This is a genomic window from Singulisphaera acidiphila DSM 18658 (assembly GCF_000242455.2).
GTDB lineage: Bacteria > Planctomycetota > Planctomycetia > Isosphaerales > Isosphaeraceae > Singulisphaera > Singulisphaera acidiphila.
On the sequence record NC_019892.1, the window covers coordinates 3,897,449 to 3,922,978 of the forward strand.

At 61.1% G+C, this 25,530-nt stretch carries 14 protein-coding genes and 3 pseudogenes; 13 read left to right on the plus strand and 4 right to left on the minus strand.

Going from position 1 to position 25,530, the window contains the following annotated elements; all coding sequences use genetic code 11:
- The first annotated feature begins 381 nt into the window (after window positions 1-381).
- The 7 genes and pseudogenes from SINAC_RS15235 (at window position 382) to SINAC_RS15260 (ending at window position 5,385) form a co-directional block, all read left to right on the plus strand.
- A complete protein-coding gene (locus tag SINAC_RS15235; RefSeq protein ID WP_015246535.1) occupies window positions 382-831 on the plus strand; it encodes a YciI family protein in 450 nt (149 codons plus the stop codon).
- A 341-nt stretch (window positions 832-1,172) separates the two neighbouring features.
- Window positions 1,173-1,553 (plus strand): annotated as a pseudogene (locus SINAC_RS41860) (YciI family protein); the annotation flags it as partial.
- 123 nt (window positions 1,554-1,676) lie between these two features.
- Window positions 1,677-2,093: pseudogene (locus SINAC_RS41865) on the plus strand (YciI family protein); the annotation flags it as partial.
- A gap of 69 nt (window positions 2,094-2,162) precedes the next feature.
- Window positions 2,163-3,443, plus strand: a pseudogene (locus SINAC_RS15245) (RNA polymerase sigma factor).
- 102 nt (window positions 3,444-3,545) lie between these two features.
- Window positions 3,546-4,148 (plus strand): helix-turn-helix domain-containing protein, encoded by a 603-nt coding sequence (locus tag SINAC_RS15250; protein ID WP_015246537.1) that lies wholly within the window; start codon window positions 3,546-3,548, stop codon window positions 4,146-4,148.
- Window positions 4,145-4,960, plus strand: a complete 816-nt coding sequence (locus tag SINAC_RS15255; protein ID WP_015246538.1) for an SRPBCC family protein — start codon at window positions 4,145-4,147, stop codon at window positions 4,958-4,960. The genes SINAC_RS15250 and SINAC_RS15255 overlap by 4 nt, the downstream gene beginning before the upstream one ends.
- Window positions 4,961-5,013: 53 nt before the next feature.
- Window positions 5,014-5,385: a VOC family protein gene (locus SINAC_RS15260; RefSeq protein WP_015246539.1), complete on the plus strand. Its 372-nt coding sequence runs from the start codon at window positions 5,014-5,016 to the stop codon at window positions 5,383-5,385.
- Window positions 5,386-5,485: 100 nt separating this feature from the next.
- Here SINAC_RS15260 and SINAC_RS15265 read toward each other — a convergent pair whose 3' ends face one another.
- Both SINAC_RS15265 and SINAC_RS15275 read right to left on the minus strand, forming a co-directional pair.
- A complete protein-coding gene (locus SINAC_RS15265; RefSeq protein WP_015246540.1) occupies window positions 5,486-8,104 on the minus strand; it encodes a WD40 repeat domain-containing serine/threonine protein kinase in 2,619 nt (872 codons plus the stop codon).
- 936 nt (window positions 8,105-9,040) lie between these two features.
- On the minus strand, window positions 9,041-10,132 hold the full coding sequence (locus tag SINAC_RS15275; protein WP_015246542.1) for a DUF1559 domain-containing protein: 1,092 nt from the start codon (window positions 10,130-10,132) through the stop codon (window positions 9,041-9,043).
- A gap of 838 nt (window positions 10,133-10,970) precedes the next feature.
- On the opposite strand from SINAC_RS15275, the gene SINAC_RS15280 reads away from it, so the two are divergent.
- The 5 genes from SINAC_RS15280 (at window position 10,971) to SINAC_RS15305 (ending at window position 21,121) form a co-directional block, all read left to right on the plus strand.
- Entirely contained in the window at window positions 10,971-14,015 is a 3,045-nt protein-coding gene (locus SINAC_RS15280; protein WP_015246543.1) for a PVC-type heme-binding CxxCH protein, read from the plus strand.
- A gap of 375 nt (window positions 14,016-14,390) precedes the next feature.
- Window positions 14,391-15,335, plus strand: a complete 945-nt coding sequence (locus SINAC_RS15285; protein WP_015246544.1) for a DUF1559 domain-containing protein — start codon at window positions 14,391-14,393, stop codon at window positions 15,333-15,335.
- Window positions 15,336-15,440: 105 nt separating this feature from the next.
- On the plus strand, window positions 15,441-15,890 hold the full coding sequence (locus tag SINAC_RS15290; RefSeq protein WP_015246545.1) for a hypothetical protein: 450 nt from the start codon (window positions 15,441-15,443) through the stop codon (window positions 15,888-15,890).
- A gap of 121 nt (window positions 15,891-16,011) precedes the next feature.
- Window positions 16,012-17,250: a PepSY-associated TM helix domain-containing protein gene (locus SINAC_RS15295; protein ID WP_015246546.1), complete on the plus strand. Its 1,239-nt coding sequence runs from the start codon at window positions 16,012-16,014 to the stop codon at window positions 17,248-17,250.
- A gap of 1,462 nt (window positions 17,251-18,712) precedes the next feature.
- A complete protein-coding gene (locus SINAC_RS15305) occupies window positions 18,713-21,121 on the plus strand; it encodes a DUF4159 domain-containing protein (RefSeq protein ID WP_020466103.1) in 2,409 nt (802 codons plus the stop codon).
- Between the two features lie 84 nt (window positions 21,122-21,205).
- Here SINAC_RS15305 and SINAC_RS15310 read toward each other — a convergent pair whose 3' ends face one another.
- Together SINAC_RS15310 and SINAC_RS15315 are read right to left on the minus strand one after the other, a co-directional pair.
- Window positions 21,206-22,348 (minus strand): prenyltransferase/squalene oxidase repeat-containing protein, encoded by a 1,143-nt coding sequence (locus SINAC_RS15310; RefSeq protein ID WP_015246549.1) that lies wholly within the window; start codon window positions 22,346-22,348, stop codon window positions 21,206-21,208.
- Between the two features lie 58 nt (window positions 22,349-22,406).
- A complete protein-coding gene (locus tag SINAC_RS15315; protein ID WP_020466102.1) occupies window positions 22,407-23,378 on the minus strand; it encodes a prenyltransferase/squalene oxidase repeat-containing protein in 972 nt (323 codons plus the stop codon).
- A gap of 742 nt (window positions 23,379-24,120) precedes the next feature.
- Between SINAC_RS15315 and SINAC_RS15320 the strand changes: the two genes are divergently transcribed.
- Window positions 24,121-25,200, plus strand: coding sequence for an AAA family ATPase (locus SINAC_RS15320; RefSeq protein WP_015246551.1), 1,080 nt, complete (start codon window positions 24,121-24,123; stop codon window positions 25,198-25,200).
- The last annotated feature ends 330 nt before the right edge of the window (window positions 25,201-25,530 follow it).

The window sequence follows — 25,530 nt, forward strand, 5'->3', positions numbered from 1 at the left end:
TCGACCTCTTTTGCGTTTTATTTTCAGCCCCGGAACGGCGACCGTCAAGAGCCAGTCCCCTGGCTCTTGACGGTCGCCGTTTCGGGGCTGTGTGCATCTTCATTTGAATTCTTCTCCGCCCCAAGGAGGTGCTCTGCGGGTTCGGAACAGTCGCACTTCGACACCAGACAATGCGTGCATGAACGCCGATTCCCCAGGCGAGTTCATCATGACCGAGGAACGAATTAAATCAAAGCACGATCGCCACTTATAAAAATTACCAAAAAACGAGATTGAGCCTGTCGATCTCGTTCCCCCTCGTTCGACGTGTTAGTAGAGCCAGGGATCAGACGGTCGAGTTCACCTGGAAACCCAGTTCAGGCCCGAAAGGAAAAAGCGACGATGCGATTCATGATCCTCCGCAAGGCTGACAAGAACACAGAGGCAGGGGTTCTCCCAAGCGAAGAGCTCCTGGCCGCGATGTGCAAGTACAACGAGGAACTCGTGCGAGCCGGCGTCATGCTCGCGGGCGAAGGACTCCAGCCAAGCTCGAAGGGGGCTCGCGTCACGTTCTCGGGCGGAAAGCCGGCCGTTGTCGACGGGCCGTTCGCCGAGACAAAGGAATTGATCGCCGGCTTCACGATGATTGAGGTGAAGTCGAAGGAAGAGGCGATCGAATGGGTCAAGCGCTGGCCGGCAATCGATGGTGACGGAGCAGTCGAAATCGAGCTTCGCCAAGTTTTCGAGGCATCTGACTTCGGCGCCGAGTTCACACCCGAGCTCAGAGAGGCCGAGGAGCGGATGCGCGACCACATTCTGCAATCGGGCAAGGCGATGGGCGCAAAGCCCTAAGCCATTGGACATGGTCCTCTCTTGAATCGCTTACGGGCCCTGAGCGCCACGACAACCCATAAACAAATCCAAGACAACCACAATCAGCAGCTTTGTCGCGGCGCGTTCCAAGCAACTTCGTTCGAGATGCCGATATCGCGTCACATTGCCCTTCGCACGGTCAAGGCGAAGGTACAAGCCGGTTCGCATCCGTCCGGAAGCCAAAACCGGGCACGAATCCGGAACGCGGCATGTCGATTCGATGAGTCCTCGTTCGACGTAATCGCAGGACCAGGGGCCAGTCGGTAAAGACCGTCCACCCCACTCGACCACAATCTCCAACCCAAAACGAGAACCCAATCATGCGTTTCATGATGCTGATCAAGAGCGATGAGAAGACCGAAGCGGGTGCGATGCCGGACGAGGCGCTCTTGACCGCCATGAGCCAGTACAACGAGGAGCTGGTCAAGTCTGGCGCCTTGCTTTCGGGCGAAGGGCTCCATCCGAGCTCGAAGGGATTCCGGATCCACAACACGGCCGGCAAGCTCACCGTGATCGACGGACCGTTCGCCGAAGCGAAGGAGCTGATCGCCGGCTTCTGGATGATTGAGGCGAAGTCGAAAGAAGAGGCGATCGAATGGGCCAAACGCGTCCCGTTCGAGGCCGACGGCCCCTCAGCCACAAGTGGAGGAACCGGCCAGATCGAGATTCGCCAGGTGACCGAGCTGTCCGACTTCCCCCCCGACTATTTCGAGTCCGGGGGGGAAGGACAGGCACCCGACGCTCACGGGGGAAACCCGGGGCCGGCCGGTCCGGAACCGCAGGCTTCGACCCCGGATGGCAAAGCAAAACTCAAATACATGATGATGTTCAAGTCCAGCAAGAACACAGAAGCAGGGATCCTCCCGGACAAGAAAGTCTTCGCCGAGATGGGGCAAGCCATGGGGGCGATGGCTGCGACCGGCGTGTTGATCAGCGGCGAGGGGCTCCAGCCCAGCTCCAAGGGCGCACGCGTCCTGTTCTCCAAAGGGAAGCGTACCGTGATGGATGGCCCCTTCGCCGAGACGAAGGAGTTGATCTGTGGTTACGTGATCGTCCAGGTGGATTCGAAAGAAGAGGCGATCGAATGGGCCAAACGCGGCCTGAAGATTCACGGGGACGGCGTGAGCGAGGCACGCCAGGTCTTCCAGGCGTCAGACTTCGGCGCGGAGTTCACGCCCGAGCTCCGGGAGGCCGAGGAGCGGATGCGCGAGCAGATCGCTCAATCCGGTAAGTCGCGATAGTCACATGCCGACTCTCGGCAGTTCGGTCCGGCTTTCGCTTACTGACTGAAGTTGGTCTAATCGGTCGCCATGACGGCTTCCGAGACACATCGTGTGATCGACGCGGTTTGGAGAATGGAGTCGGCTCGGCTCATTGCCGGCCTCGCGCGAATCGTGCGCGACGTCGGCCTTGCCGAGGAACTCGCCCAAGACGCACTCGTCGCCGCGCTCGAGCGGTGGCCGGAGTCGGGCGTCCCGGACAACCCGGGCGCCTGGCTCATGGCGACCGCAAAGTATCGCGCGATCGATCATGTGCGACGGATCAGGCGACTCGAGCGCAAACATGAGGAGCTCGGTCACGAGCTCGAGGCCGCGTGAAAGGGGGCCGAGCCCGATCTCGACGCGGTCCTCGACGACGACGTGGGCGACGACCTCCTCCGACTCGTGTTCACGACCTGCCATCCGGTGCTCTCTACCGAGGCCCGCGTGGCACTCACGCTCCGCCTGCTCGGCGGCCTGACGACCGAAGAGATCGCCCGAGCGTTCCTCGTCTCGGAGCCGACGGTCGCCCAGCGGATCGTCCGAGCCAAACGGACGCTGACCGAAAAGCAGGTCCCGTTCGAGGTCCCCCGTGGGGCCGAGCTCACCGCACGGTTGGAGTCGGTGCTCGAAGTCATCTACCTAATCTTCAACGAGGGCTACACGGCAACGGCCGGTGACGACTGGATGCGCCCCGCACTCTGCGAGGACGCGCTCCGACTCGGCCGGATCCTGGCCGAGCTCACTCCCCACGAGTCCGAAGTCCACGGCCTCGTCGCCTTGATGGAAATCCAGGCGTCACGTTCGAGGGCGCGCGTAGGCCCTTCCGGGGAACTCATCATCCTCCTCGACCAGAACCGTGCGCACTGGGATCATCTCCTCATTCGTCGTGGTCTCACCGCGCTCGAACGTGCGGAAAAGCTCGGTGGCGTGCGAGGCCCGTACGCCCTCCAGGCCGCAATCGCCGCCTGCCACGCACGAGCACACACTGCGGCGGAAACAGACTGGCCACGGATCGCAGCGCTCTACGAAGCGCTCGCTCAGCTTTCACCCTCGCCCATCGTGGACTTGAATCGCGCCGTCGCGTTCGCGATGGCGTTCGGCCCGGCAGCAGGCCTCGAACTCGTCGATGCCTTGAGCACGGAGCCGTCACTTCAGGGCTACCACCTCCTGCCAAGCGTGCGCGGTGACTTCCTCGCCAAACTCGGCCGCCTCGACGAGGCCCGCCCCGAATTCGAGCGAGCCGCAACACTCACACGCAACGCCCGCGAACGCGAATTTCTCCTCGAGCGCGCCCGCACCTGTATTCGTGATACCTCAGGCAAATCCTGAATTCCGGCCAGCCCTCATTCCCCGAATCACGCCGCGTCGCCGCCTGCGTTATTCTCTTCGCTCGCCCTTGACAAAAAGATTTGTCAAAGGCAGACTTGGCCCATGATCGATATTGAAGTCATTGATGATCCGGCGATCGCCTCGATCGCGCTCGACCCCGTCCGATGTCGGCTCCTGTCGGAGATGGCGGAGCCGGCCTCGGCCGCGACGCTAGCCGCACGGGTGGGACTGACACGTCAAAAGGTCAATTACCACCTGCGTACCCTCGAGGCGCACGGGCTGGTCAAAGTTGCCGAGGAACGCCAATGGGGCGGCTTGACGGAGCGATTGATGGTGGCAACGGCCGCCTCATATGTCGTTTCGCCAGATGCCCTGGGGCCGGTCGCCTCGGATCCTGGCCGGATTGCCGACCACCTTTCCGCGAGCTATCTCATTGCTCTGGCCGCTCGCCTGATACGCGAGGTGAGCGCGTTGCTGCGCCGATCCAAGGAAACCGACAAGCGATTGCCAACCTTGTCGGTGGATACCGAGATCCGGTTCCGTTCCGCGGCGGATCGCGCCGCCTTTAGCCATGATCTTGCCAACGCGGTCACGCAACTCGTCGCGCGCTACCACGATGAATCGGGCCCTGACGGGCGCTGGCATCGTTTGGTGGTCGTGGCGCACCCGTTGCCGCACAAACCCCTTTCCAAGGAACAAGCATGAGTCTCAAGAAAGAGGATTCAGGGCGGCGGTGGGTGCAGGTCGAGGTTGAAGTCCCCGGTACGCCCGAGGAAGTCTGGCAGGCGATCGCGACCGGCCCGGGTGTATCGTCCTGGTTCGTCCCAACCGAGGTCCGCGAAGACGGCACCATCGTCTCCCACTTCGGCCCAGGGATGGACGCCGTCGCCGCCCAGACGGCCTGGGATCCGCCTCGCCGGTTCGCGGCCGAGGGAGAATTGGGGCCGAACGCTCCGAAAATGGCCACCGAATGGGTCATCGAAGCCCGGTCGGGGGGGACTTGCATCGTCCGAGTCGTTCACAGCCTGTTCGCAAGCACCGACGACTGGGACGATCAGTTGGAGAGCATTGAAGCCGGCTGGCCCGATTACTTCCACATTCTCCGACTCTATCTTACCCACTTCCGTGGTCAGCCCTGCTCGGCCTTTCAACTCATGGGCATGGCCCCCGAACCCGCCTCCGCCGCATGGGACGTGCTGGCCCGATCACTCGGCCTGGACGAAGCCAAACCGGGTGCGTCTCGTAAGACACCTGCAAACGCGCCCCGACTCGCAGGGTTGGTCGAAAGGGCAGGGGGCCCCGGGCACCCTAGCCAGCTCCTCCTTCGGCTCACCGAGCCGACGCCAGGCATCGCCCATCTCTTCGCCCTCTCCATGGGCGGCATGGTCTTCGTATCGGTTCGACTCTACCTGTACGGCGACCAGGCTCCCACCGCCGTCGCCCGCGACGAGCCTTCATGGCGTGCGTGGATGAATACGCATTTCCCCATGAGCGGCGATCCGAGCAAATCCTGCTGACGTAAGCGTGCCATTCTTCAAAACCTGGCCCCAGTTTCAAGAGGGAGAAGGTCATGGCCAAGAACCAAGTCGTCCACTATGAGATTCCCGCCGAACAGCCGGAAACGCTGTCCAAGTTCTACAGCGACCTGTTCGGCTGGACGTTTCAAAAGATTCCGGTCCCCGGCTTGGAATTCTGGCTTTGCAACGCGGCCGAGGCAAATAGCCCCGGGATCAATGCCGCGGTGATCCAACGACAGAACCCGCAGCAGCCATCGATGAACTACGTGGGTGTCGAGAGCATTGACGCAATCATCGAGAAGGCCACAGCGACGGGCGCGACCGTCGCGCTGCCCAAAATGCCAGTCCCCGGCGGCCGGGCAATCGCGGTCGTTATCGATCCGCAAGGAAATCTCTTCGGCCTCATGGAAGAGCCGACGCAGTAATCCTCATTCGCGATGGCAACGGCCAATCCTGGCTCTTGTCACGTGGGCACGGCCCGCCAGGAAATCTCCTGGGGAGATAAAAAAGGACAGGGCGGGCATGCTATCGGAGCGGGGGGCCGCCGAGGTCGGTCAAGCGGCGACGGCACTCCCAGCTCGTCGGGCCGTCCATCCGGCGGATCGCGTCGCCCGAGTCGAACTCCAACTCGGTCGTGACGCGAACCCAGCAGGAGACTCGCTCGGGGAGTCCTTCGATGGGGTTCGGAGCGTTCCAACAACGAACCGTCACGTCGAAACCACCAGCCGCAAGCCGCCGGCCGTCCTGGCTGAAGACCAAGATGCGGACGGCCCCCTTTTGGTCCAGCGGGGGGCCGATCGGCAGGCCGCTGACCGCGCACCAGAGCCGGATCGTGCCGTCGGAACTGCCGGTGGCCAGCATCGTCCCGTCAGGTCGGAATGCAAGGCAGGTGACCCGCGCCCGGTGGGCGAGCGGCTCGCCGATCGGCCGGCCAGTGCGGGTCTCCCAGAGCCGCGCAGTCCCGTCTTCGCAGGCGGTCGCGAACGCGTCTCCGTCGGGCCGGAACCCAGCGGCATGAACCGCTCCCTGATGGGGTAACGTCACCACGGTGACTCGCCTCGAAAGGTCCCAGAGCCTGACGATTCCATCAAGGCAGACGGACAACAGCATCTTTCCCGCCGGGTCGAACACGATGAGCGGGACGGCCGCTCCGTGATCGAGAGACGCTCCGGTCGGTCGGCCGGTCGAAACGTCCAGGAGCCGAACAGAACCGTCCTCACGCGCCACCGCAAGGGTCTCGCCATCGGGGGCGAACGCGACGGCCAAGGCTCGCCCTGCTGGCTTCGCGGACTCGTGGATCGGAAGGCCGGTGGTGAGATCCCAGAGGAGGACTCGTCCCGCCCCCCCTGTTACGGCAAGCTTCGACCCGTCGGGGCTGAAGCTCAGTGCAGCGATCGGACCGCCGGCGCGAAGCGAAGCGCCGAGCGGACCGCCGGTGACGGCATCCCAGCGCCGGATCTGACCGTCGTCGCCCGCGGTTGCGACCGACGCTCCATCCGGGTGGAAGGCCACGGCACGGACGGCACCTTGGTGCCTCAAGGGCGAGGCGAGGGGTGAGCCGGCCGAAACGTCCCAGAGGAGTGCGCTCCGGTCCGCGCATCCGGTCGCAAGCCGGCGGCCTTCGGGGCAAAAGGCGACCGCGCGGACTTCACCGGCGTGACGAAGCGCCCGTTCCATCAATTTTCCCCCCGCATGCCAGGCACACAAGCTCGTCCGAATCAGGCGTGGAAGCTCGGGAGGTTCGGAAGGGGCATTCTCCAGAGCGCGTGCGAGCCAGAGCATTCCCTCGGCGTGGGCTTCCCGGCCAAAGCTGTTGTGCGCCCGCTCGAGACAGAGCCGGGTCAACGACTCCTTGACCTGACTCAAGGCCTGCTCTTGCTCGCCACGGTAGCGGACGTCCGCCTGCCAGGCTTCAAGCGCATTGGCCAGGTCGAGCGCAGAGGCGTAGCGCTCCGTCGGATCCAAGGCCATCGCTTTCAGACAGACGGCTTCCAAGGTCGGGTCGACCGACCGAAGAACCCGGCGCGGGGCCGGAAAGATCCCCCGCCGAACCCGATCCAAGACACTCGCCAGGTCGCCGTCCCCAAACGGAGGGTGCCCCACAAGCAGGCAATAAAGGATTGCCCCCAGGCTGTAGATATCGCTCGCCGGCCCAACGCGTTCGAGGTCGCCCGCAGCCTGCTCGGGACTCATGTACCGGGGAGTCCCGATCACCGAACCGGGCTGAGTCATCGAGAGGTCGGCCGTGGGGACGAGCGTGGAGGAAGTCTCGGCCCTCGAATCGTTCGCCGTAGTGAACGACGACTTGGCAACCCCCCAATCCACGACGAGGGTCTCGCCGAACGGACCGAGCATAATGTTGTCGGGTTTGAGGTCGCGGTGCACGACTCCTCGACTGTGGGCATAGGCGACGGCATTGCAGATGTCGATCACACTGCGCAAGAGCCGTCGAAACGCAAGCGCCCGGTCGTCTCGCCTGGCCGCGCTGACCCCCATGCGATGAAGCCGCTCGATCGCCGCTCCAAGGGTCTCCCCTTCGATGAGCCGCATCGCATAGTAGGGGCGGCCATCCGCATAGCGGCCCAAGCTGTAGACCGGCACGATCCCGGGATGTTCCAGCCTGCCGGTGACTTCCGCCTCCAGGAGAAAGCGGGCCTGTGAGTCGGGATCGTGGGCACGACGGGCTTGCAATTCCTTCAGAGCGACCGAGCGATTCAGCTCACTGTCGAAGGCGAGGAAAACTTCCCCCAAACCGCCGCGAGCGTGCGGCCTGAGCACTTGAAAACGAGGACCGCCAATGGCCTCACGGCCGACATCCGGGTCGACCGAACGCCCAGCGTAGGCGACCGTCACGTCTGGCTCAAGGTCAGACGGCCGGTCCAATCGGTAAGGGGTGGGCAATTCGCCCGCAGTCGGAGGAGGGCGACGGGACGATTCTCGCTCTCTCGTAATCTGCTCTTCCAGCAGGGCCAGCGTCTCAACCGCGAGCAGGCCCCGGCTCACCAAAATCTGAGACAGGGCCCGGTCGCTGGAGCGGGCCCACGCGCGGACGGCCGAGAGGAGCTGTTCGTCGTCGATCACCCCACTCTCAAGTGCGTAGAGCCCAAGACGGAGTTCGCGTGACGCATCAGCTCGCCCGGCCATTGCGGATCTCCGGCTCGGGTCGACGAAGAAAAGAAAATCGCCACCGGTGCGGCGGGGCTTCCCCACAGACCGACGAAGGTACGTCCCCCGACCTCTGTCCGCATGATGATAAAAAGTTCGGCTCATATCGGCCAGGTAGTGAACAGCCGGTTTCCCGCAATAGCCAAGGAGAGCGAAGCTCGATCCGTAACCGGCGAAGGGGGGGCAAGCTCGAGAGAACCGGAAGGCGATCGACCGCGCCGAGGGAGTGGGATGGGAAGTGAGCAGGAAGGTCCTTGTGCCGGTCCGTGACGATATTCGAGCGGGAATGACCACGCCAAGCAGACAACGCCGGAGTTCCTGGGGGTGATCCCCGGCGCGAAGTCGGCCTCCACATGACCGACCTGGGTCCAAAACGCTATCCAACCCAAGCAACGCTGTCGGATCCCCCCAGCAGCAGTCGGTGACACAAGCGGTTGCGGCGACGACTCGATCGCCGCTCTCCAGAGATGCAGGATGGCTCGCAACTCATTTCGAATGGGCAGGAGAGGACGTTCCCCCCGGCATCGAATTCGTCGCCGAGCGGGACGACTTTTTCTGGATCGATCTGATGTCCGGCCCGCTCGGTGGCATTCCCTCGGTGCCAGTCAGCTTGGTGGGATTCTTCTCGACCCCCGATTGAATCCCGCCGCTGTCGCAACCGACGAGGACGCAGGTGACGATCAAAACCAAACCTCGAACCTTGTGCCATCGCATAACAAACTCGCCCTCGTTCCCTGTTGACGAACCCACCCGGCTCCACGAAATTCAGTCCACCCGTGATCCCTCTCAACCGAGCGGTCTCGGGTGATGGCCAAAGCCCGTCGCTTCTGAGGCATCGACGCACCCGTTGCGTTTTGAATCGCTAAAGACGGGCGCGGCGCGTACTTTGTTTTCAGCGTCGAGGATCAACACGAATCAGTAAGAATCCGCGCTGATGACTTCCCCACGGTCGCGGGATCCCAGGGCCCACCACGTTTGAACGTTCACGGTGTCCTTGATGAACTTCACGGAGCCGTCGCCCATGCAGACGTTGACCCCGCCGGAGTGATTACTGGTCGGGGGTAAGCTGTCCTGGGCCGAACCCCAGTTCGGGTCGAAGCTGTTCGACGCCGTGCAGCTTAGCGTGTTGGGTGTGCCAACATGGTTGTATCGGTTCGTGGCATATCGCCAAGGCCAGGCGAGGGTCCAATTAAACCCAAACAACGACGAGTACGTTGAGTTTGTCGTGATGGGCAACGACTTGCACGCAGCCAGCAGTGCCTGACTTGTGGCAGGGCTGCCGACGTTGATCGTCACCGCAACGCCGGCCGGAAAAATCCCGCGCTTCGCGTCGGACGAGGAGTCGGGGTGAACGACCGGGTTTCCTGCCAGCCCCACCAACCGCTCACTGAACATCGCCGTGTTGGATACGCCATCGGTGACAGACTCCGTACCAATGGCAAAAGTCCCCGCGGCGTTGCCGAGATCGCCCCAGGGATTATCGATGATCATCCCCGTGAAGGTCTTGATCGAGCCAGGACCACCCCAGTTGCCAACATAATTCAAGGTTGCCTGCGGAGTCTGGGGACGCTGCTTGGCGCTCTCGGACGGGCAGAGTAGGGAAGCGATCTGCGTGTAAAAGACCGTCGAATTGACCGTGTTTTGGCCACTTGGATCGTCCCAAGCGAACACGGTATTGAACGCGTTGTAGAGCGCGTTCTGTTCAAGGTTCGGGGCCATCATAAGGCTCCAACCATAGCTCCATTCATTGACACCGTTCCCCCGCTCGCCACGAGCCCCCGTCCCATTGGAGCCGGCAGGATACATGTCTCCCAACGGGAAGACTTGGTTCGCCGAAAGGTAATTGTGTGCGGCCAGTCCGAGTTGCTTGAGATTGTTGACGCACTGCGAACGGCGGGCAGCCTCGCGTGCCGCCTGCACGGCTGGCAATAACAGGGCAATCAAAACGGCGATAATGGCAATAACGACCAACAATTCGATCAGCGTGAAACCGCGACGAGATCTCATGAACGTCCCCCCCCTTTGTTCAGACGTGAACAGAATTTCGACATAGCCTGTTCGACGTTCGTTTCAAAGAATGTGCAACGTCAAGATTGGCTTCGAATGCTTGGCAAGTCAAGTTTATTTCAGATCTCCTATTCTTTTTGAATGAATTGACGAGTCTCAGTCCGATAAGCCATTACAAGCTCGGCTGTTGTATTCGATACTCTTGAATCCGCAACCGCCCCATTTCAATTTATCCAGATTACACAGACTGTACGGCGTCCAACTTCACATTGAAGATCGTTTCGATGAACTTCGGCGTTGTCTTTCCACTCGAACAACGCTACATAAGCAAGCGCAGGCCTTTCTGTTTGCCTCTTCCTTAAAGTCACAGCCGCAACCCCTGTCCACGCAATCACTCCAATTCGCGCAGCCGCCCCTCATTCCGCGACCACTCGGCGCGATTGACCATCGTCCGGCCCCGCTTTCACGTCTGTCCCCGGCAAGGGCATTGTCTCAGGTGCCGCAGCCCCGAGTTTTGTTGCCCAACGGCCGCCTCCGGTGCGGATCCGTTCGTTCTGCTTCCTCTGTGTCTCACTCCCCTCGGCCGTTACGGATAACCCCACTTGGCCGAACCGCTGATGAGCCAAAAGATCACCTGCTCCCTGTCGAGGCAGGATTTGACTCGCGAGCCACGATTCGCCACTCTGGCGAAAATGGGGAGGTGATGGCAGACTGGCAAGACGCCACGGTGCGAACGTGGCGCCCTGCCGATCGATCGCCCATTCACCCGGACGACTTGGACACGAACCGGGGCAGCCCGATCAGACCTTCTCCGAAAACCATTTAAGGGAGCAACTCGTTGAATCATCGACTTCGTGCCATGTCCACGCTCACCGTGGGCCTGCTCCTCCTCGGCCGACTCTCAGCCCCTGGCTTATCGATGGCCCAGGAGCCGATTCCGCACGCCCAGGATCAGCCCCCCGGCCCAGCACTCTCGCCCGCCGAGGCGATCGCGAAGATGACAGTGCCGGAGGGATTCAAGGTTGAGCTGGTCGCCAGTGAACCCGACATCGTGAACCCGGTCGCCATGACGTTCGACGAACGGGGCCGGATCTGGATCACCGAGAGCCTGGAATACCCGCGAAGCTCACCCGGAGTCGGGCGAGACCGGGTCAAAGTGATCGAGGACAAGGACGGTGACGGCAAGGCCGACTCGTTCACCCTGTTCGCGGACGGCTTGAACATCCCGTCGGGCATCGCCGTGGGACACGGCGGCGTCTGGGTGGCCAACTCCCCCGACATCCTCTTCCTGAAGGACACCGACGGCGACGGCAAGGCCGACACCCGCGAGGTCGTCGTCACCGGATTCGGACGCGACGACACCCACGAGCTGCCGAACTCCTTGACCTGGGGCCCCGACGGCTGGCTCTACGGCTGGAACGGCGTCTTCAACCAGAGCCACATCAAGCATCGCGGCAAAGAATTCAAGTTCACGTGCGCAATCTTCCGGATCCATCCCAAGACGCGCGACTTCGAGGTCTTCTGCGAAGGGACGAGCAACCCCTGGGGGATCGCCTGGAACCTCGAGGGAAGCGCATTCGCCAGCGCCTGCGTCATCGACCACCTCTGGCACCTGACCGAGACCGGCTACTACCACCGCCAAGGGGGAGAGTATCCCCCCTTCACTTGGAAGCTCGGCTCGATTGTCGACTACAAACATCAAAAAGCCGCCTATTGCGGGATCCATTTCTTCGACAGCGACGCCTACCCCGCCCAATTCCGCGAGCGGCTCTACATGGGCAACATTCATGCGAACGGCATCAATGTCGATACCCTGAAACGTCACGGAGCGACCTACCGAGCGAAGCCTGCCCCCGACTTCCTCTCGGCCAACGACGCCTGGTTCATGCCCGTCTCGCAAAAGACCGGCCCCGACGGCTGCCTCTACATCCTCGACTGGTATGATCGCTACCACTGTTACCAGGACGCCCGCCGCGATCCCGAGGGGATCGATCGCCTCAAGGGGCGGCTCTACCGCGTCCGTTACGAAAATCATCCGCGTGCTCCCCGGTTCGACCTGGCACAAGAGACCGACGACCAGTTGATCGAGCGGCTGAAGAGCCCGAACGTCTACTACCGCGACATCGCGCAACGCCTGCTGATCGAGCGGGCCCATCCGGCGGCTCAACCCGCGTTGCAAGCGCTCGTTCTCGACGAAAAGACGCCTCGAAAAACGCAGATGCACGCACTCTGGTCGTTGGTCGGCACCGGCGCACTCGAGCCCGGCTTCCACCGGCAAGTGCTCGAGCTCCCCGACGCCGGCCTCCGTGCCTGGGGCGTTCGCGCGGCCGGTAACTTCCGACAAGTCGATGCCACGATCCGGGAGAAAGTCGTCTCACTGGCCGCCGACCCTGATCGTGACGTGCAACTCCAAGTCGCGATCGCCGCGCGAAAGCTCGCTGGTGTGGATCCAATGCCCATCCTCCTCGAAGTGCTTTCGCAATGTGGTGATGACGTGCTCATCCCGCATATCGTCTGGCAAAACCTCCATCCGCTCCTGGAAGAGCAGGGGGACGCGTTCGTCGAACAGGTCCGAAAAATCGAACTCAAGCGCTCGCCGAACCTGATCGGCCTGATGCCCCGAGTCATCGACCGGATTCTCGGGCGCCGGAACCACGACGCGGGTCCGATCGTCGGCCTGCTCGCGATGTTGACGGCCGGACGAAACGCCGACCACGACGCGGCGGGCAAAGGACTGGCCGCCCTCGCCACCCGGATTCAGGACGGCGAGATCGCCGGTGCTCGGCTTCAGTCGCTGAAAGAGGGACTGGGGCCAATCCTCCAAGCCAGCCAGGCGGACCAACCCGATTCCCCGCTCGCTCTGGACGCCGCGCTGTTGGCCGCCTCCTGGAAGGATCCGGAGGGACTCAAAACGGCGCGACGGGGATTCGCCTCGGCACAGCAGTCGGAAGCGCGACGGCTCCAGGCCCTTACCGCCCTGATTGTCGCGCGCGACGCCTCGGTGCTCGACGCGGTGTCCAAGACGCTCGCCGACCCCGGAAATACGTCGAGCGATTTCCGAGGCCGGATCCTCGCGACGTTGGGTCGGGTGGACGATCCGCAAGTCGCCTCGATCGTGCTGGCCGCGTACCCGAAAATGGAGCCTGAGCTCCAACCCAAAGCCGTCGAGCTTCTGACCCAGCGCACTTCCTGGAGCAAGCCCCTCGTCAAGGCGATCGCCGACAAGACCATTCCACCCTCGGTCTTGAACGTCAACCAGATCCGCCGACTCTCCAAGAGCAACGACCAGGAGCTGACCCAACTCGTCAAAACCCACTGGGGGAACGTCCGCGAACAGCGAAACCCAGGACGTGAGCAGGTGATCGCGGAAACGCGCAACCTCCTCAGGAATAACCCGGGCGACCCGTTCGCCGGCCAGCAGGTCTTCAAGAAGCTCTGCGCCCAGTGCCACAAGATTTACGGCGAAGGGCAGGAGGTCGGCCCCGACATCACAGGCATTGGCCGCTCGGATTTCGAACAGCTGCTCTCGAACGTCCTCGACCCCAGCCTCGTGATCGGCCCCGCCTACCAGGCGACCTTGGTCGCCACCACCGACGGCCGCGTGCTCACCGGCCTGGTTGTCGAGGACAACCCGCAACGGATCATCCTCAAAATCCAAGGCGGGAAGCAGGAAACGATCTCACGTGAGGAGGTCGAAGAAAAGAAGGTCAGCGAGCTCTCCCTCATGCCCGAGGACATCGAGAAGCAACTGACCACTCAAGAACTCGCCGACCTGTTCTCGTTTCTCTCGCTCGACAAACCGCCGGCCGACTCGACCGCCAAGCGGCTCCCCGGCGCTCCGGCCAACCGCTTGCGCCCCGGCCAGGGACAAACCGGCCAGTAAGTTGGTCGTGCATTCGTTTATCGCCTCTCCCGACCGGTGACCAAGGGATCGACGCAGACGTTTTTTTGAGCCGTTCTGCGTCGATCCCCACGGTCGATAGGCCCTGACGCACCTGCCCTTCACACGTCCCAGCCTGGCAAGAACCGATTCGCCCCGTCGTACCAGCAAGTTCTCAATCGGGCTGAGTTCCGGTCGGTACGGCGGAAGCCGGGCCGGAAAAAATCGGCCGAACTCAAACATCTCATTGACGTCCGCTCGCAACAAAGATACGATCGCACCACTGCTATTGAGACAGAGTCTCAGTAGCAACAATGTCTGGTCCTGTCACGGCCTGGTCCCGCCGTGATGGCCGATCCCACCAGTCAAAGCCCTTCCATGAAACGCCGCAACGCCCGTCCCGCCTTTACGTTGATCGAGTTGTTGGTTGTGATCGCGATCATTGCCGTATTGGTTTCGCTGCTCCTCCCAGCCGTCCAGGCAGCGCGCGAGGCCGCCCGCCGCTCGCAGTGCGTCAACAATCTCAAGCAGATCGGGTTGGCACTCCACGGCTACCTCGATACCAACGGCACGTTTTGCCTCGGACAGTTCGTGACAACCACTCCTCGTGGACAGGTCAACATCTCGAGCTGGACCCTGGGACTCGCCCCTTACCTGGAGCAGAAGGCCCTTTTCGACAGTTGGAACTTCGGATTCAACTTCGCCGAACCGAAGAACACGACAGGGTCACAGATTGCCGTCGGGGTCTACCACTGCCCGTCCTCGCCCTCACCCGCCGTTGCCGACTTCACGGCGACGTACGACATGGCTGGAGTGACAACCGGGAGTAAGTTTCGATCCGCTTCGGTCGACTACGCCGCGAGCGCCAACAGCACCATCATCCTGGATTCCGCCGGGGCGGCCGCACACGGCGTGATTTCCTACACAGTGGGCGGGAATCCGGCCACCTTCGCCGCCGTGACGGATGGCCTCTCCAACACAATCTCATTTCTGGAAATGGCAGGCGGACCGACTCTCTACGGCCCGAAGCGAACACCGATCAACATCGCCGGACTCCCTTGGACGGCAATGGGACATGTGGGGGGGATCAATCGAATCTCGCTTCGAGGCTGGAGCTATGACGGGCTCGTCCAATACGGCGGGAACTGCGTGGTCAACTGCAACAACGGCGGAGGCAGCCTGTACGGCTTCCATCCCGGTGGAGCCAACGTCGCCCTGTGCGACGGAAGCGTCCGGTTCCTCAAGCAGACCATCGCCGCAACGACGATGCACAAGTTGGTCTCTCGCGCCCAGGGCGAGATCCTGAGTGCCGACGACCTATAAACCGGGCAAGGCATTCCAACGGTCGCACCACCCCTGGATTCGAGGACGCTCGACGTGTTTCTTCCCGGCAGAAATCCAACGACAGTCATCGCCCGATGGAATGCAATGCTCCGGCCAATCGCCTTTCTCGTCTTGGTTTCCGGTTGCGGTGATGGGGTCGATGACGGACTCGAAAAGTATCCTGTCCGAGGCCAGGTCCTCGTCAACGACCGACCGGCGGAACTGATGGCCGTTACCTTCCACAATACCGACCCCGCAGCGCCCGGCAACGCCGCACGGCCGGTGGCGGTGACCGACCCGGACGGAAAGTTTTCCCTCTCGACCAATGCAGACAAGGATGGCGCCATCCCCGGCGAGTACATCGTTACCTTCTTCTGGGCTTCCGAGAACGGACCATCAGCCTATGATCGCCTCGGAGGACGATTCAACAATCCCGCCAAGTCCGAGTTCCGGCTCCGTGTCGAGAAGAAGGAGAATCATCTCGAGCCGCTCAACCTCGAGATCGAGGCCAAAAACCTGAAGCCGCCCCGACGCCAATCAAGTCTCCGGCAATAGCACTGAGATTTGATGTGAGCCCACCAACTTCTCGAACGATTTGATCCAAACGATCCCACAGACACTCGTCGGCTTCATTCCATCCTGCGGATCGTGAGCCTTACGGAAGGTTGCTCATCCCATGCGGTTCCTGAAATGGCGGCGTCTGACCAACCGGTTGCACCTCATTTTGGGGCTGATCGCCTCAACACCACTGATACTGCTGGGCCTGACAGGAGCGATCCTCGTCTTTGAGCCAGAGTTGGAACGCGGGCTCGCGCCCCAGCTTTGGCGGGTCGAGCCAGCCTCGGCCCGCAGGTCCTACCAAGAGCTGCTTAATTCAATAAAATCCGCATATCCCAACTACAAGATAGTAAGCCTACTGTTGCCGCTTCGTCCCGAGATCGCCTGCGTCTTCTACGCCAAGCAGACCGCTTCGGACCCTCCGCTCCCGCTCGCCATCCACGTCGACCCGTTCACTGGGCAGATCCTCGGTTCGCGGACGGCCTTGGAGTCACCGATCGGGTTCATCCGAATCCTGCACACGAACTTCCTGCTCACTTGGGGCGGGTATATCGGCGGCACGGCCTCAGCGATCCTGCTCGTCCTCCTCGGGAGCGGCCTCGTGCTTTGGTGGCCGACCGGCAAGGACAAGACGGCCGGCTTGCGGGTCCGACTCGGTCGCCACTGGCGTACGACCAACTACGACGTCCATCGGGCGTTCGGCTTCTACGTCGCGCCGGTCTTGTTCCTGATCGCATTGACCGGATGCGTTTTCACGTTCCACACCGTGCTCCACCCTTTGATCCACGCGCTGACCTTCACCACGCCCTACCCAAGAACAGCGACGGCCAAGCCATTGCCCGGTGTGGTGGCGATGAATCTCGACGAACTCATCACCCGATCGGGCGAGGTCATGCCGGGCACCTTGCCGACAGTCATCGCTTTCCCAAGCAAACCAGGCGATCCGATCCGCATCAATCGGCGCCGGCCAACTGGCGAACCTCGAGACACCGGTCGTTCGTCGGTCTTACTCCACCCGCAAACCGGCGAATTCTTGCTGGAGCACAGCTACCGGACCCGGACGTTCGGAGACGACGTGATCTCCTGGAATCGCCACATGCACGTTGGAGCTTGGGGACTCTATTTCGGCCAAATCCCCGGCCTCCTGACCAAGGTGGTGTGGCTGATTGTCAGCCTCAGTCCTCCCGCCCTCGCCGTGAGCGGACTCCTGATCTGGTGGAAACCCAAGCTCCGCAAGAAAGGGGGAACGCAACCGGGGCACCCCCAAGAAACCATACAACAGAACGCCACGCTAACCACAGCATTTCCCCAACAAACTATTCTTCGATACGAAAGACAGCAGGACCGTGAGCCTTGAAGGCAGCGTCCCGAGGTGATTCGCCTCACATCGACGACTGAATCCGCAATTCACACACTAACTCATTGATAAAACTCTTCACGGCTGCCAGCAGCGCAACGCCAGGCAGATAGCCCAACCATTCCATCGCATTCTCACACAGCCCCAACAGATCCGCGCGATCCAATCGGATTCGGGGAATATTTCGTCGGTCCTGGACAATTATTATCCAGACGACGTTTCCATCTCAGCCCCCCACTCGCGATTAACTTTTTTACTCCACAGGGTTGCGTTCGGGACGAACGCATGGCTCGCGAATTGCATAACGCAACGAAAGTCGAGCCTCGATGATCGCCGGAAAACAAGAACACAGCCATTAGCCGACGAGAACGAATTCCACAGCATGTACAACCATCAGTATCCACCGACCACTCCCCAGCGTGAGCTGGTTTACCCTCGAAATGGCACCCGGCCACCCCGATGGCCAACCGAACTTCGGTTGCTCGACAGATCGACGTTACGCGACCGCACGGACGATGGGGCATTCTGATGAATCCGAGGTTTGAACTGGTCACTTACCGTCCGATCGACTGGATTGAGTGGCTTCCGAGGGGGCGCTACCGTGTGGGGAATGACGGCAGCGTTTGGAGCATTGCTCGCGGCAAGTGGAAACCGCTTAAGGCACGAAAGCCGAAAGGGAAGGGCCCTTGTGTCCGACTCACCGGCCCTGAAAAGAAGAGCGCAGTTGGCATCGCCTACTTGGTATGCCGAGCGTTTCATGGGCCAAGGCCTATCGGGTGCGAGCCCTACCGCTTCCCTGACGGGGATCTGAAAAACAATCACGCTTCGAATCTGAAGTGGGCTCCAAAGGGAACCCACAGCCTCGGCATAACGCCTAAAGCCACGGCAAAGACGGCAGGACAGCGGAACCTGCAGACTCGCGTCGAGTCGCTTCGGCAACTTCAGGAGGGTGACATTCCAAAGGTGTTTGAACTCCGGAGGGAAGGGTGGACACTTCAAGAAATTGCCGACGAACTCATGACGTCGCAGTACGTCATCAGCAGCGTCACCAAAGGACGCGTCTATTCGTCAGTCTCGTGCGATCGGTCGATTCCTGATGGCTTGCAGAGTCGAGGAGACAGACACCCGGGGGCAAAGCTCACGTCGCTGGACATTCCCGAGATCAGGGAGAAACGAAGGAGCGGCAAAACGATTAGGTTGATCGCTCAAGAATATGGCGTGAGTTGCAACGCAATCCTCCAAATCTTTCGGGGCAGGTCTTGGGCCCACATCCCTGACCAGGTGAAAGCCCATTCCGACGCTTGAAGCCGTCGCTCCGCAGTCAACGGATCTTGAGTCCTCAGGCCACACCACAAATAGCTTCCCAATGCGAAAAATCACAAAAATTCAATCATGAAAAAATTTTCATAACGATAAACACAAACAGAACACCGCTGGGAATAGCCTTTGTGAGAGCTTCGTTGTGTTCGACGAAGCACCGGAGATCGTCAATATGATCCGCTTCAGCCGCCGCTCGACTCTGCGTGCCTTGTTCGCCGCCCTCTCTTCCTCCTCCCGCTTGGCTGTGTGCACGGCGCTTTCCACCATCGCCTCTTCGTTCCCCATCAGGCGAAAAGCTCTTGCAAAAGCACTCCGAGAACCGGTCACGGCGGGGCAAGTTGATCGTGCCATCCGCAACGGTGTCGTTTACCTCAAGTCGCAGCAGCAGGCCGACGGCTCTTGGCCCGATTCCGTGAACCACCATCAGCACATCGTCGGTCCCACGAGTTTAGTCCTTCATGCTCTCCTGACGGCCGGCGAGCCTCGCGATTCTCCGCACGTGGTCGCCGCGCTCCGCTTCCTGGAGAAGTTCTCTCCCGATGAAATCGACGGCACGTATTCCGTGGGCCTCCAAACGATGGTCTTTGCCGAGACCGATCCCCAGCGATACCTTGTGAGAATCACAGCGAATGTCTCCTGGCTCGAACGCGCCCAGATCAAGGAAGGAGACAATAACCCCGGATGGCCGGGGAGTTGGGCCCATACCTCTGACAAGGCGCGCCGTGGCGACAATTCCAGCACCCAATTTGCGCTACTCGGCCTGAACGCAGCGGCCCTGGCCGGAGTACCGGTCAATCCGGAAGTTTGGGCTCTCTTCCGGAAATTCCTGGTGCAAGCCCAGCAATACGACGGCGGCTGGCCTTACTACCTCAACGTCGCGAACTCCAAGAGTTCCGCAAGTACGACTTGCGCAGGGATCTCCGGTCTGATCATTACGGGGCAAAGGCTCTTCCACGATCAGGAACAGCTTGTCGGCGAAACGATCCACAATTGCGGAAACGGCAGAGGGAAGGTCCATCCAAGCCTTCGTCGCGGTCTTGACTGGATTTCGACCCATTTTTCCGTCAGTGAAAACCCCGGATCCTGGTTGTTTCGACAGTGGAAACATTATTATCTCTACGGGATGGAACGAGTCGGCCGATTCTCGGGCCTGCGGTTCCTGGGAACTCACGACTGGTATCGCGAAGGGGCCGAGGAACTGGTCGCCACCCAGCATCTTCTCCTGGGCTCCTGGACCGGAGTGGCGATCGAGCGTCAGGCGATCCTGGCCACCAGTCTCGCCGTTCTGTTCCTGGCCACGGGACGGTCGCCGGTGCTGGTCAACAAACTGCGACATGGGCCGGGCGACGATTGGAACAATGACCTCGACGATGTCCGCAATCTTGTTGGTATGATCTCGAACGACTGGCACCACCGGCTGACCTGGCAGATCGTCGATCCCGATTCGGCCACCGTCGAGGACATGCTCCAGGCCCCCATCGCCTACTTCAACGGCCACGAGGCGCCTCAGTTCTCTTCCCAGGCAAAGATGGCCCTACGTGCATTCGTCGAGCAAGGCGGATTCATCATCGCCGAGGCCTGCTGTGGCGACGAGCGGTTTGACCGTGGGTTCAGGACGTTGGTGCAGGAGGTCTTTCCCGAAGAGGAGTACAAGCTCCATCCGTTGGATGAGGGCCATGCGGTTTGGCGGGCCCATCATCGGCTAAGCCCCGACCTTCATCCGCTCTGGGGAATCGAGCACGGCTGTCGGACCGTGCTCATCTACTCGCCGGCCGACCTCTCTTGCTTTTGGAACCAGATGGAGGCCCATCCCTCCCACCCCCGGGTCATTCTGGCTCAGCGTGTCGGCCAGAACCTCGTTGACTACGCCACCGGGCGGGAGATTCCGGCTGATAAACTCGTCGTGCGTGAGGTGAAGGACTTCAGGCCCGATTCTCCAAAACGTGGGGCGTTGCACATCGCCAAGCTGCGTCACGCGGGGGACTGGAACGTCGCCCCCTTGGCCATTCCGAGCCTGACGAACGCCCTGAAGGCGACGCTCGGGATGGACGTGACCATCAACCACAAGGAACTCTTCGCCAATGATCCCACTCTGGTTCACTACCCCTTGATTTACGCCCACGGGTGCGCGGCTTTCTCGTTTTCAAAGGAAGATATGGAGTTGCTCCGCCGGCACTTCCAGCCAGGAGGAGGGTGCCTTTTCGCGGATGCCGCCTGTGGCAGCCCAGCCTTCGACGCCGCGTTCCGCAAGTTCGTCGCAACCCTGTTCCCCAACAATCCGCTGGTGCCGATCCCTCACGAAGACGCGCTCTATTCCAAGAAAGTCGGGTACGACCTCTCTGACGTCCAGTATACCCAAGCGGCCGGCGGCGGTCGGGGCTACCCTCAACTCGAAGGGGTCAAGCTGGATGACCATTGGGCCCTGATCTACTCGAGGTACGATCTCGGTTGCGCCTTGGAACGACACTCAGGGATCGACTGCAAAGGTTACAGCCATGAGAGTGCGTTGAAGATCGCCACGAATATCGTGATCTTCGCAACGCTGCCATGATGGACCTGGGATCGAGGGTCGACAGGATCTGGTGAGGTCGCCAAGGCAACCGCGCAGCCTCGAAGGTGATCGAGTTGTTCTGCCCTAACGCTGGAAGATCGGAAGCAAACTATTCGGCATCTGGAGCACGATCAGAGCCATGGCTGTACCGTATTCCGAACCGACACTGTCCGACCAGGATCCGTCGGACGCACGGCGGCGGATCAGATCGTCACGGATCGCCCCATACCAGTCGCCCCAGTCTTCACCACCGCGAATCCACATGGCCTGAGCGGCGTAATAGTGCGCGTAGAAATAGTGAGAGTAGGCCGAAGCGGACAGGCCATCAGGCTTGAATTGTTTAATGTAAGCAATTCCTCGATCGATCTCATTGGCCTCATACACCGCCGCGCTGTAGAGAGCGACCACACCGGCGGCCGATCGGGGAAATGCGCTCGGCCCACCTTGAAGCATGTAGCGGAACCCACCATCCGGGTTTTGCGACAGCCGCACGTAGCGGACGCAGGCATCGACGGTCTCCTTGGGGACATACAGGCCGGCGTTCCTCGCGGCACGGAGGGCGTTAATCTGGCAGATCGTCACGGAGAGGTCGGCCTCTCGACGGACCGGTTGGTAGCGCCAGCCTCCCTCATCGTTCTGGGTATCGATTATCAAGCGGACGGCTTTCTGAAGCTTCTCGCGAATCTCGGGGCGATGGGTCATCCCGTAAGCTTCGGCCAGGAGGAGGGTCCCCCAACCGTGCGAATACATCGGCCCGTACGTGGAAACGTCCGCCGCTGCAACGAGACCCGATGGCGAGGTATTCTCCATCACGTAGGCAAGTGCCTTGTCCACTTGGGAGCCGTACGGCCCGCGTCCCGGACTCGATCCGGAGGCCATCAACGCGAGAGCGGCCAGGCTCGTGACCGCGATATTGCCCCGGTAGGCCCCGCTTCCAAACGAGCCATCGGCACTCTGGTGTCCGGCGAGCCAGGCCAGGCCGGACGTGATGGCGCGATCGGCCTCGGGGGTTACCAGTTCAACGCTTCCTCCAGGAAGTCCACTCCCGCGAGGTGCGGCGACCGTGCCCCTGGTTTTCTCCGCGAATTTCGCCTGAGCAACCACCATTCGTGGCTCAGGGGGCTGTGCCTTCTGGGGCTGGACGCTCGACAGCCAGACGAGGCTGGTGCCCAGCCCCAAAGTCCTCTGGAATCTTATCAGGGCCATGACCAGGGCCAAGGAGTCCATCGCCTTCCCTCTTCGAAGCCATCGTCCCTCCCGCCGCGAGACGACCAAGGTCAATGATTCACCAGGCAACCTTCTTCAACAAGGTGGCTCCTTGCCCTCGACGACGATTCAACCCGCGAGAATCACCGATTTGATCAAGCGTAAGAAGAGCAAAGCTCGTGATCGTCACCGGCCCGCACCAAGCTTGCTCGGCCGATTCCTCGGGGTTAACCCAACTTCCATCCGGTCGCTGTCGTGCCGCGAGCCGCTGCGCCAGTTCGCCACGCCAGTTGTGAACGACGCCGCGTGCGTCGCGCAGTTGGTCTTGTCCCAACCCCGTCATCGCTTTGGCAAACTCGTAGTAGTAGCGATACAACCCCTCGTTTGCGCAGGTCATGCCTGGATGCGTATCAAGCGAATAATGGGCTCGTAGCCACCGCAGCGTCCCCTGAATCCGAGCATCTTCCGGGGAGATGCCAGCGGCGAGCAGGCTCGACAAGCCCATGCAGGTCGCGGCTCCACACGGCCGTCGTGAGGACCGAGTACCGTCCCTCTTTGAGGACGTGGCCTTGGACGGATCGAACGTCAGTCCTCCCTCATCCGGATCTCCACCATCGGCCCGATCATCCGAGAGGCCATTGAGACGCTGGCAACGCGAAATGAAGATCACGGCCCGTTGAACGTAGGGATCGTCCGCCGGGATCCCCGCCACTCGCAGAGCCTGAACAGCCTGCGCCGTGTGGAGCAGGTCCGGAGTCGACCGCTCGTCGTAGCCTGTTCCTCCGTAATACGGGTGTGTCTTTGAGCACCCGCGTGTTTCATCCCATTGAGACGCTCTGAAGATCGCGACCGGCTGTTCCAGAATCCGTTGGTAACGCCCCCCTGCGAGTTGCTCGCCGGTTGCAAGCGCCATCAGTTCCCAGGAAAGGGCTCCGAAATTGTGACTTGGGTCATCCTCGCTCTTTCCCCCCGGGTCGATCCGCCGGCCGGTGAGGATCGCCTCAGCGTCCGGTTTGCCAACGCTCGAGCGGACCGGCTGATTCACAGACATTTGATGGGAGGAATCCGGATCTCCACAACCCATGAACGCCAGGGCGGCGTAGAGGGTAAGAATGGTGGGCCCGTGTCGTCGTGGCTGGACCGATTGCGAATTGTCCATTTCTATGACCTCAGGTGCCAAGCATCGTAAGCGGTTCGTCAATCGCTGGTGCCGCAACAGTGCCAACCCGATTTCACCCGACGTGGTCCTGCAATTCAGTGCGTTGTTTATGAGGGCGGCCTCACAGCCGACTTCAAGCCGGAATCAGGCAACAGAGTTGGACCGCCTTTATGCAAACGGCGTTCCGACCGGATCCACTCAACGAATGTTGTTATCCGACGCCAACTTCCAGCGAAACGGAGAAAACGCCTCATTCTGCGGACCGGCCAATTATCCATCACGGAGGGACAGTTTCTGGCCGACCTTTCGAGCCGTCACTTGCGCCAGGCTCAGATCGCGTCAACCGTAACGGCCCGGAGAACAAGGTCTGGTGCGATCAAGAAATCGCCGTGCAAAGGACAGACATTCGCCGAATGAAGAGCCGGCGACAATCATCGCGATCTTGATTCACACTTACCTTAAAGGGGTTTACGTCGACCAGAACAGTCTGGAATGGCGATTGCATGAGTCTCGCGAATCACCGACGAATGGATTTCCACGAAATCAAACATGGCTGCATTTTTAGATTTCCCAATAACAATTTACGGTTCAGGTCGGCCGATACTACTTACCTGTTCACTGTCAGGAGGATTGAATGACCAGCGAGACTCCCCCGATTGAACTCAAAAACGAGGAGATCGCCGTCGTAGAGCGTTTGAAGAACGCCTTCGCTCGGCTCAAAGCTGAGATGGGGAAGGTGATCGTCGGCCAAGAGTCGGTGCTCGAGGAGCTGCTTATCGCGATATTCGCGCGTGGGCACTGTCTCTTGATCGGCGTACCCGGACTGGCAAAGACGCTGATGATTCAGACGTTGGCAGACTCCTTGAACCTCGCCTTTAACCGGGTGCAGTTCACGCCGGATTTGATGCCTGCGGACATCACCGGTACCGAGGTCATTCAAGAGGAGAAGGCCACAGGCATCCGCCAGTTCAAGTTCCTACGCGGACCGATCTTCGCCAATATCGTCTTGGCCGATGAGATCAATCGAACTCCCCCCAAGACGCAGGCGGCACTGCTGGAGGCGATGCAAGAGCGACAGGTGACCGTCGGCGGCGAACGGCATCGTCTCCCCGCCCCCTTCTTCGTCCTGGCGACGCAGAATCCGATTGAGCAGGAAGGGACTTATCCTCTGCCCGAGGCCCAGCTCGACCGCTTCATGTTCAACATCCTGGTGGATTATCCCGACGAGGAGGAAGAGTTCGAGATCGTGCGAAGAACGACATCAAGCCATCGGTCAATCGCTTCAAAAATCCTCGCAGGGACGGAGATTCTCGGGCTTCAGGAGATCGTGCGGAAGGTCCCGGTGTCCGACCACGTGGCGCGGTACGCAGTCCGGATCGCCAGGATGACGCGTCGGGGGAAAGCGGATGTGCCCGACTTCATCCGGGATTACGTGAGTTGGGGAGCGGGACCGCGCGCGAGCCAGTACCTGGTCCTGGCGGCCAAGGCCCGCGCGGTGCTCCACGGGAGGTACGCGGTCTCGGCCGAGGACATCCGCGCAGTGGTGGGTCCAGTCCTCCGGCATCGTGTCGTCACCAACTTCAACGCTGAGGGCGATGGCCTCAAGACCGATGACATCCTGAAGCGGTTGCTCGATGTCATCCCCATCGACGAAACCAACCCCCCGGAGAATCGAACGCTCTTCCCCCGATTTCGGTCGGCGGATGCAGGTTGAGCCGCCGCTCACAACGCCTGCCTCGATCGCCGAAGCTCGCCTTACGACACCCCTCATCGCGACAGGTGGATCGTGAGGCGAGGATGTCGCCTCCGCAACCGCCCCCCTATTCAAAAAAGATCCCTATCGCTCACCAGTTGGGGAAGGCAAGTGCCACGCACTCTTCGAGCATTCCCTGGGATCAAGAGCGGGCGACCCGCCCATTCTTGATCCCAATGACTCTTCGATTCTTTGAGATTCTCGCGAACATCAGGGCAGAGGAGTGCGTCTGAGTGGGTGAAGACGGAAACAGTAACGAAAACGAGGAGAAAGTAATAATGAGTACCCTAC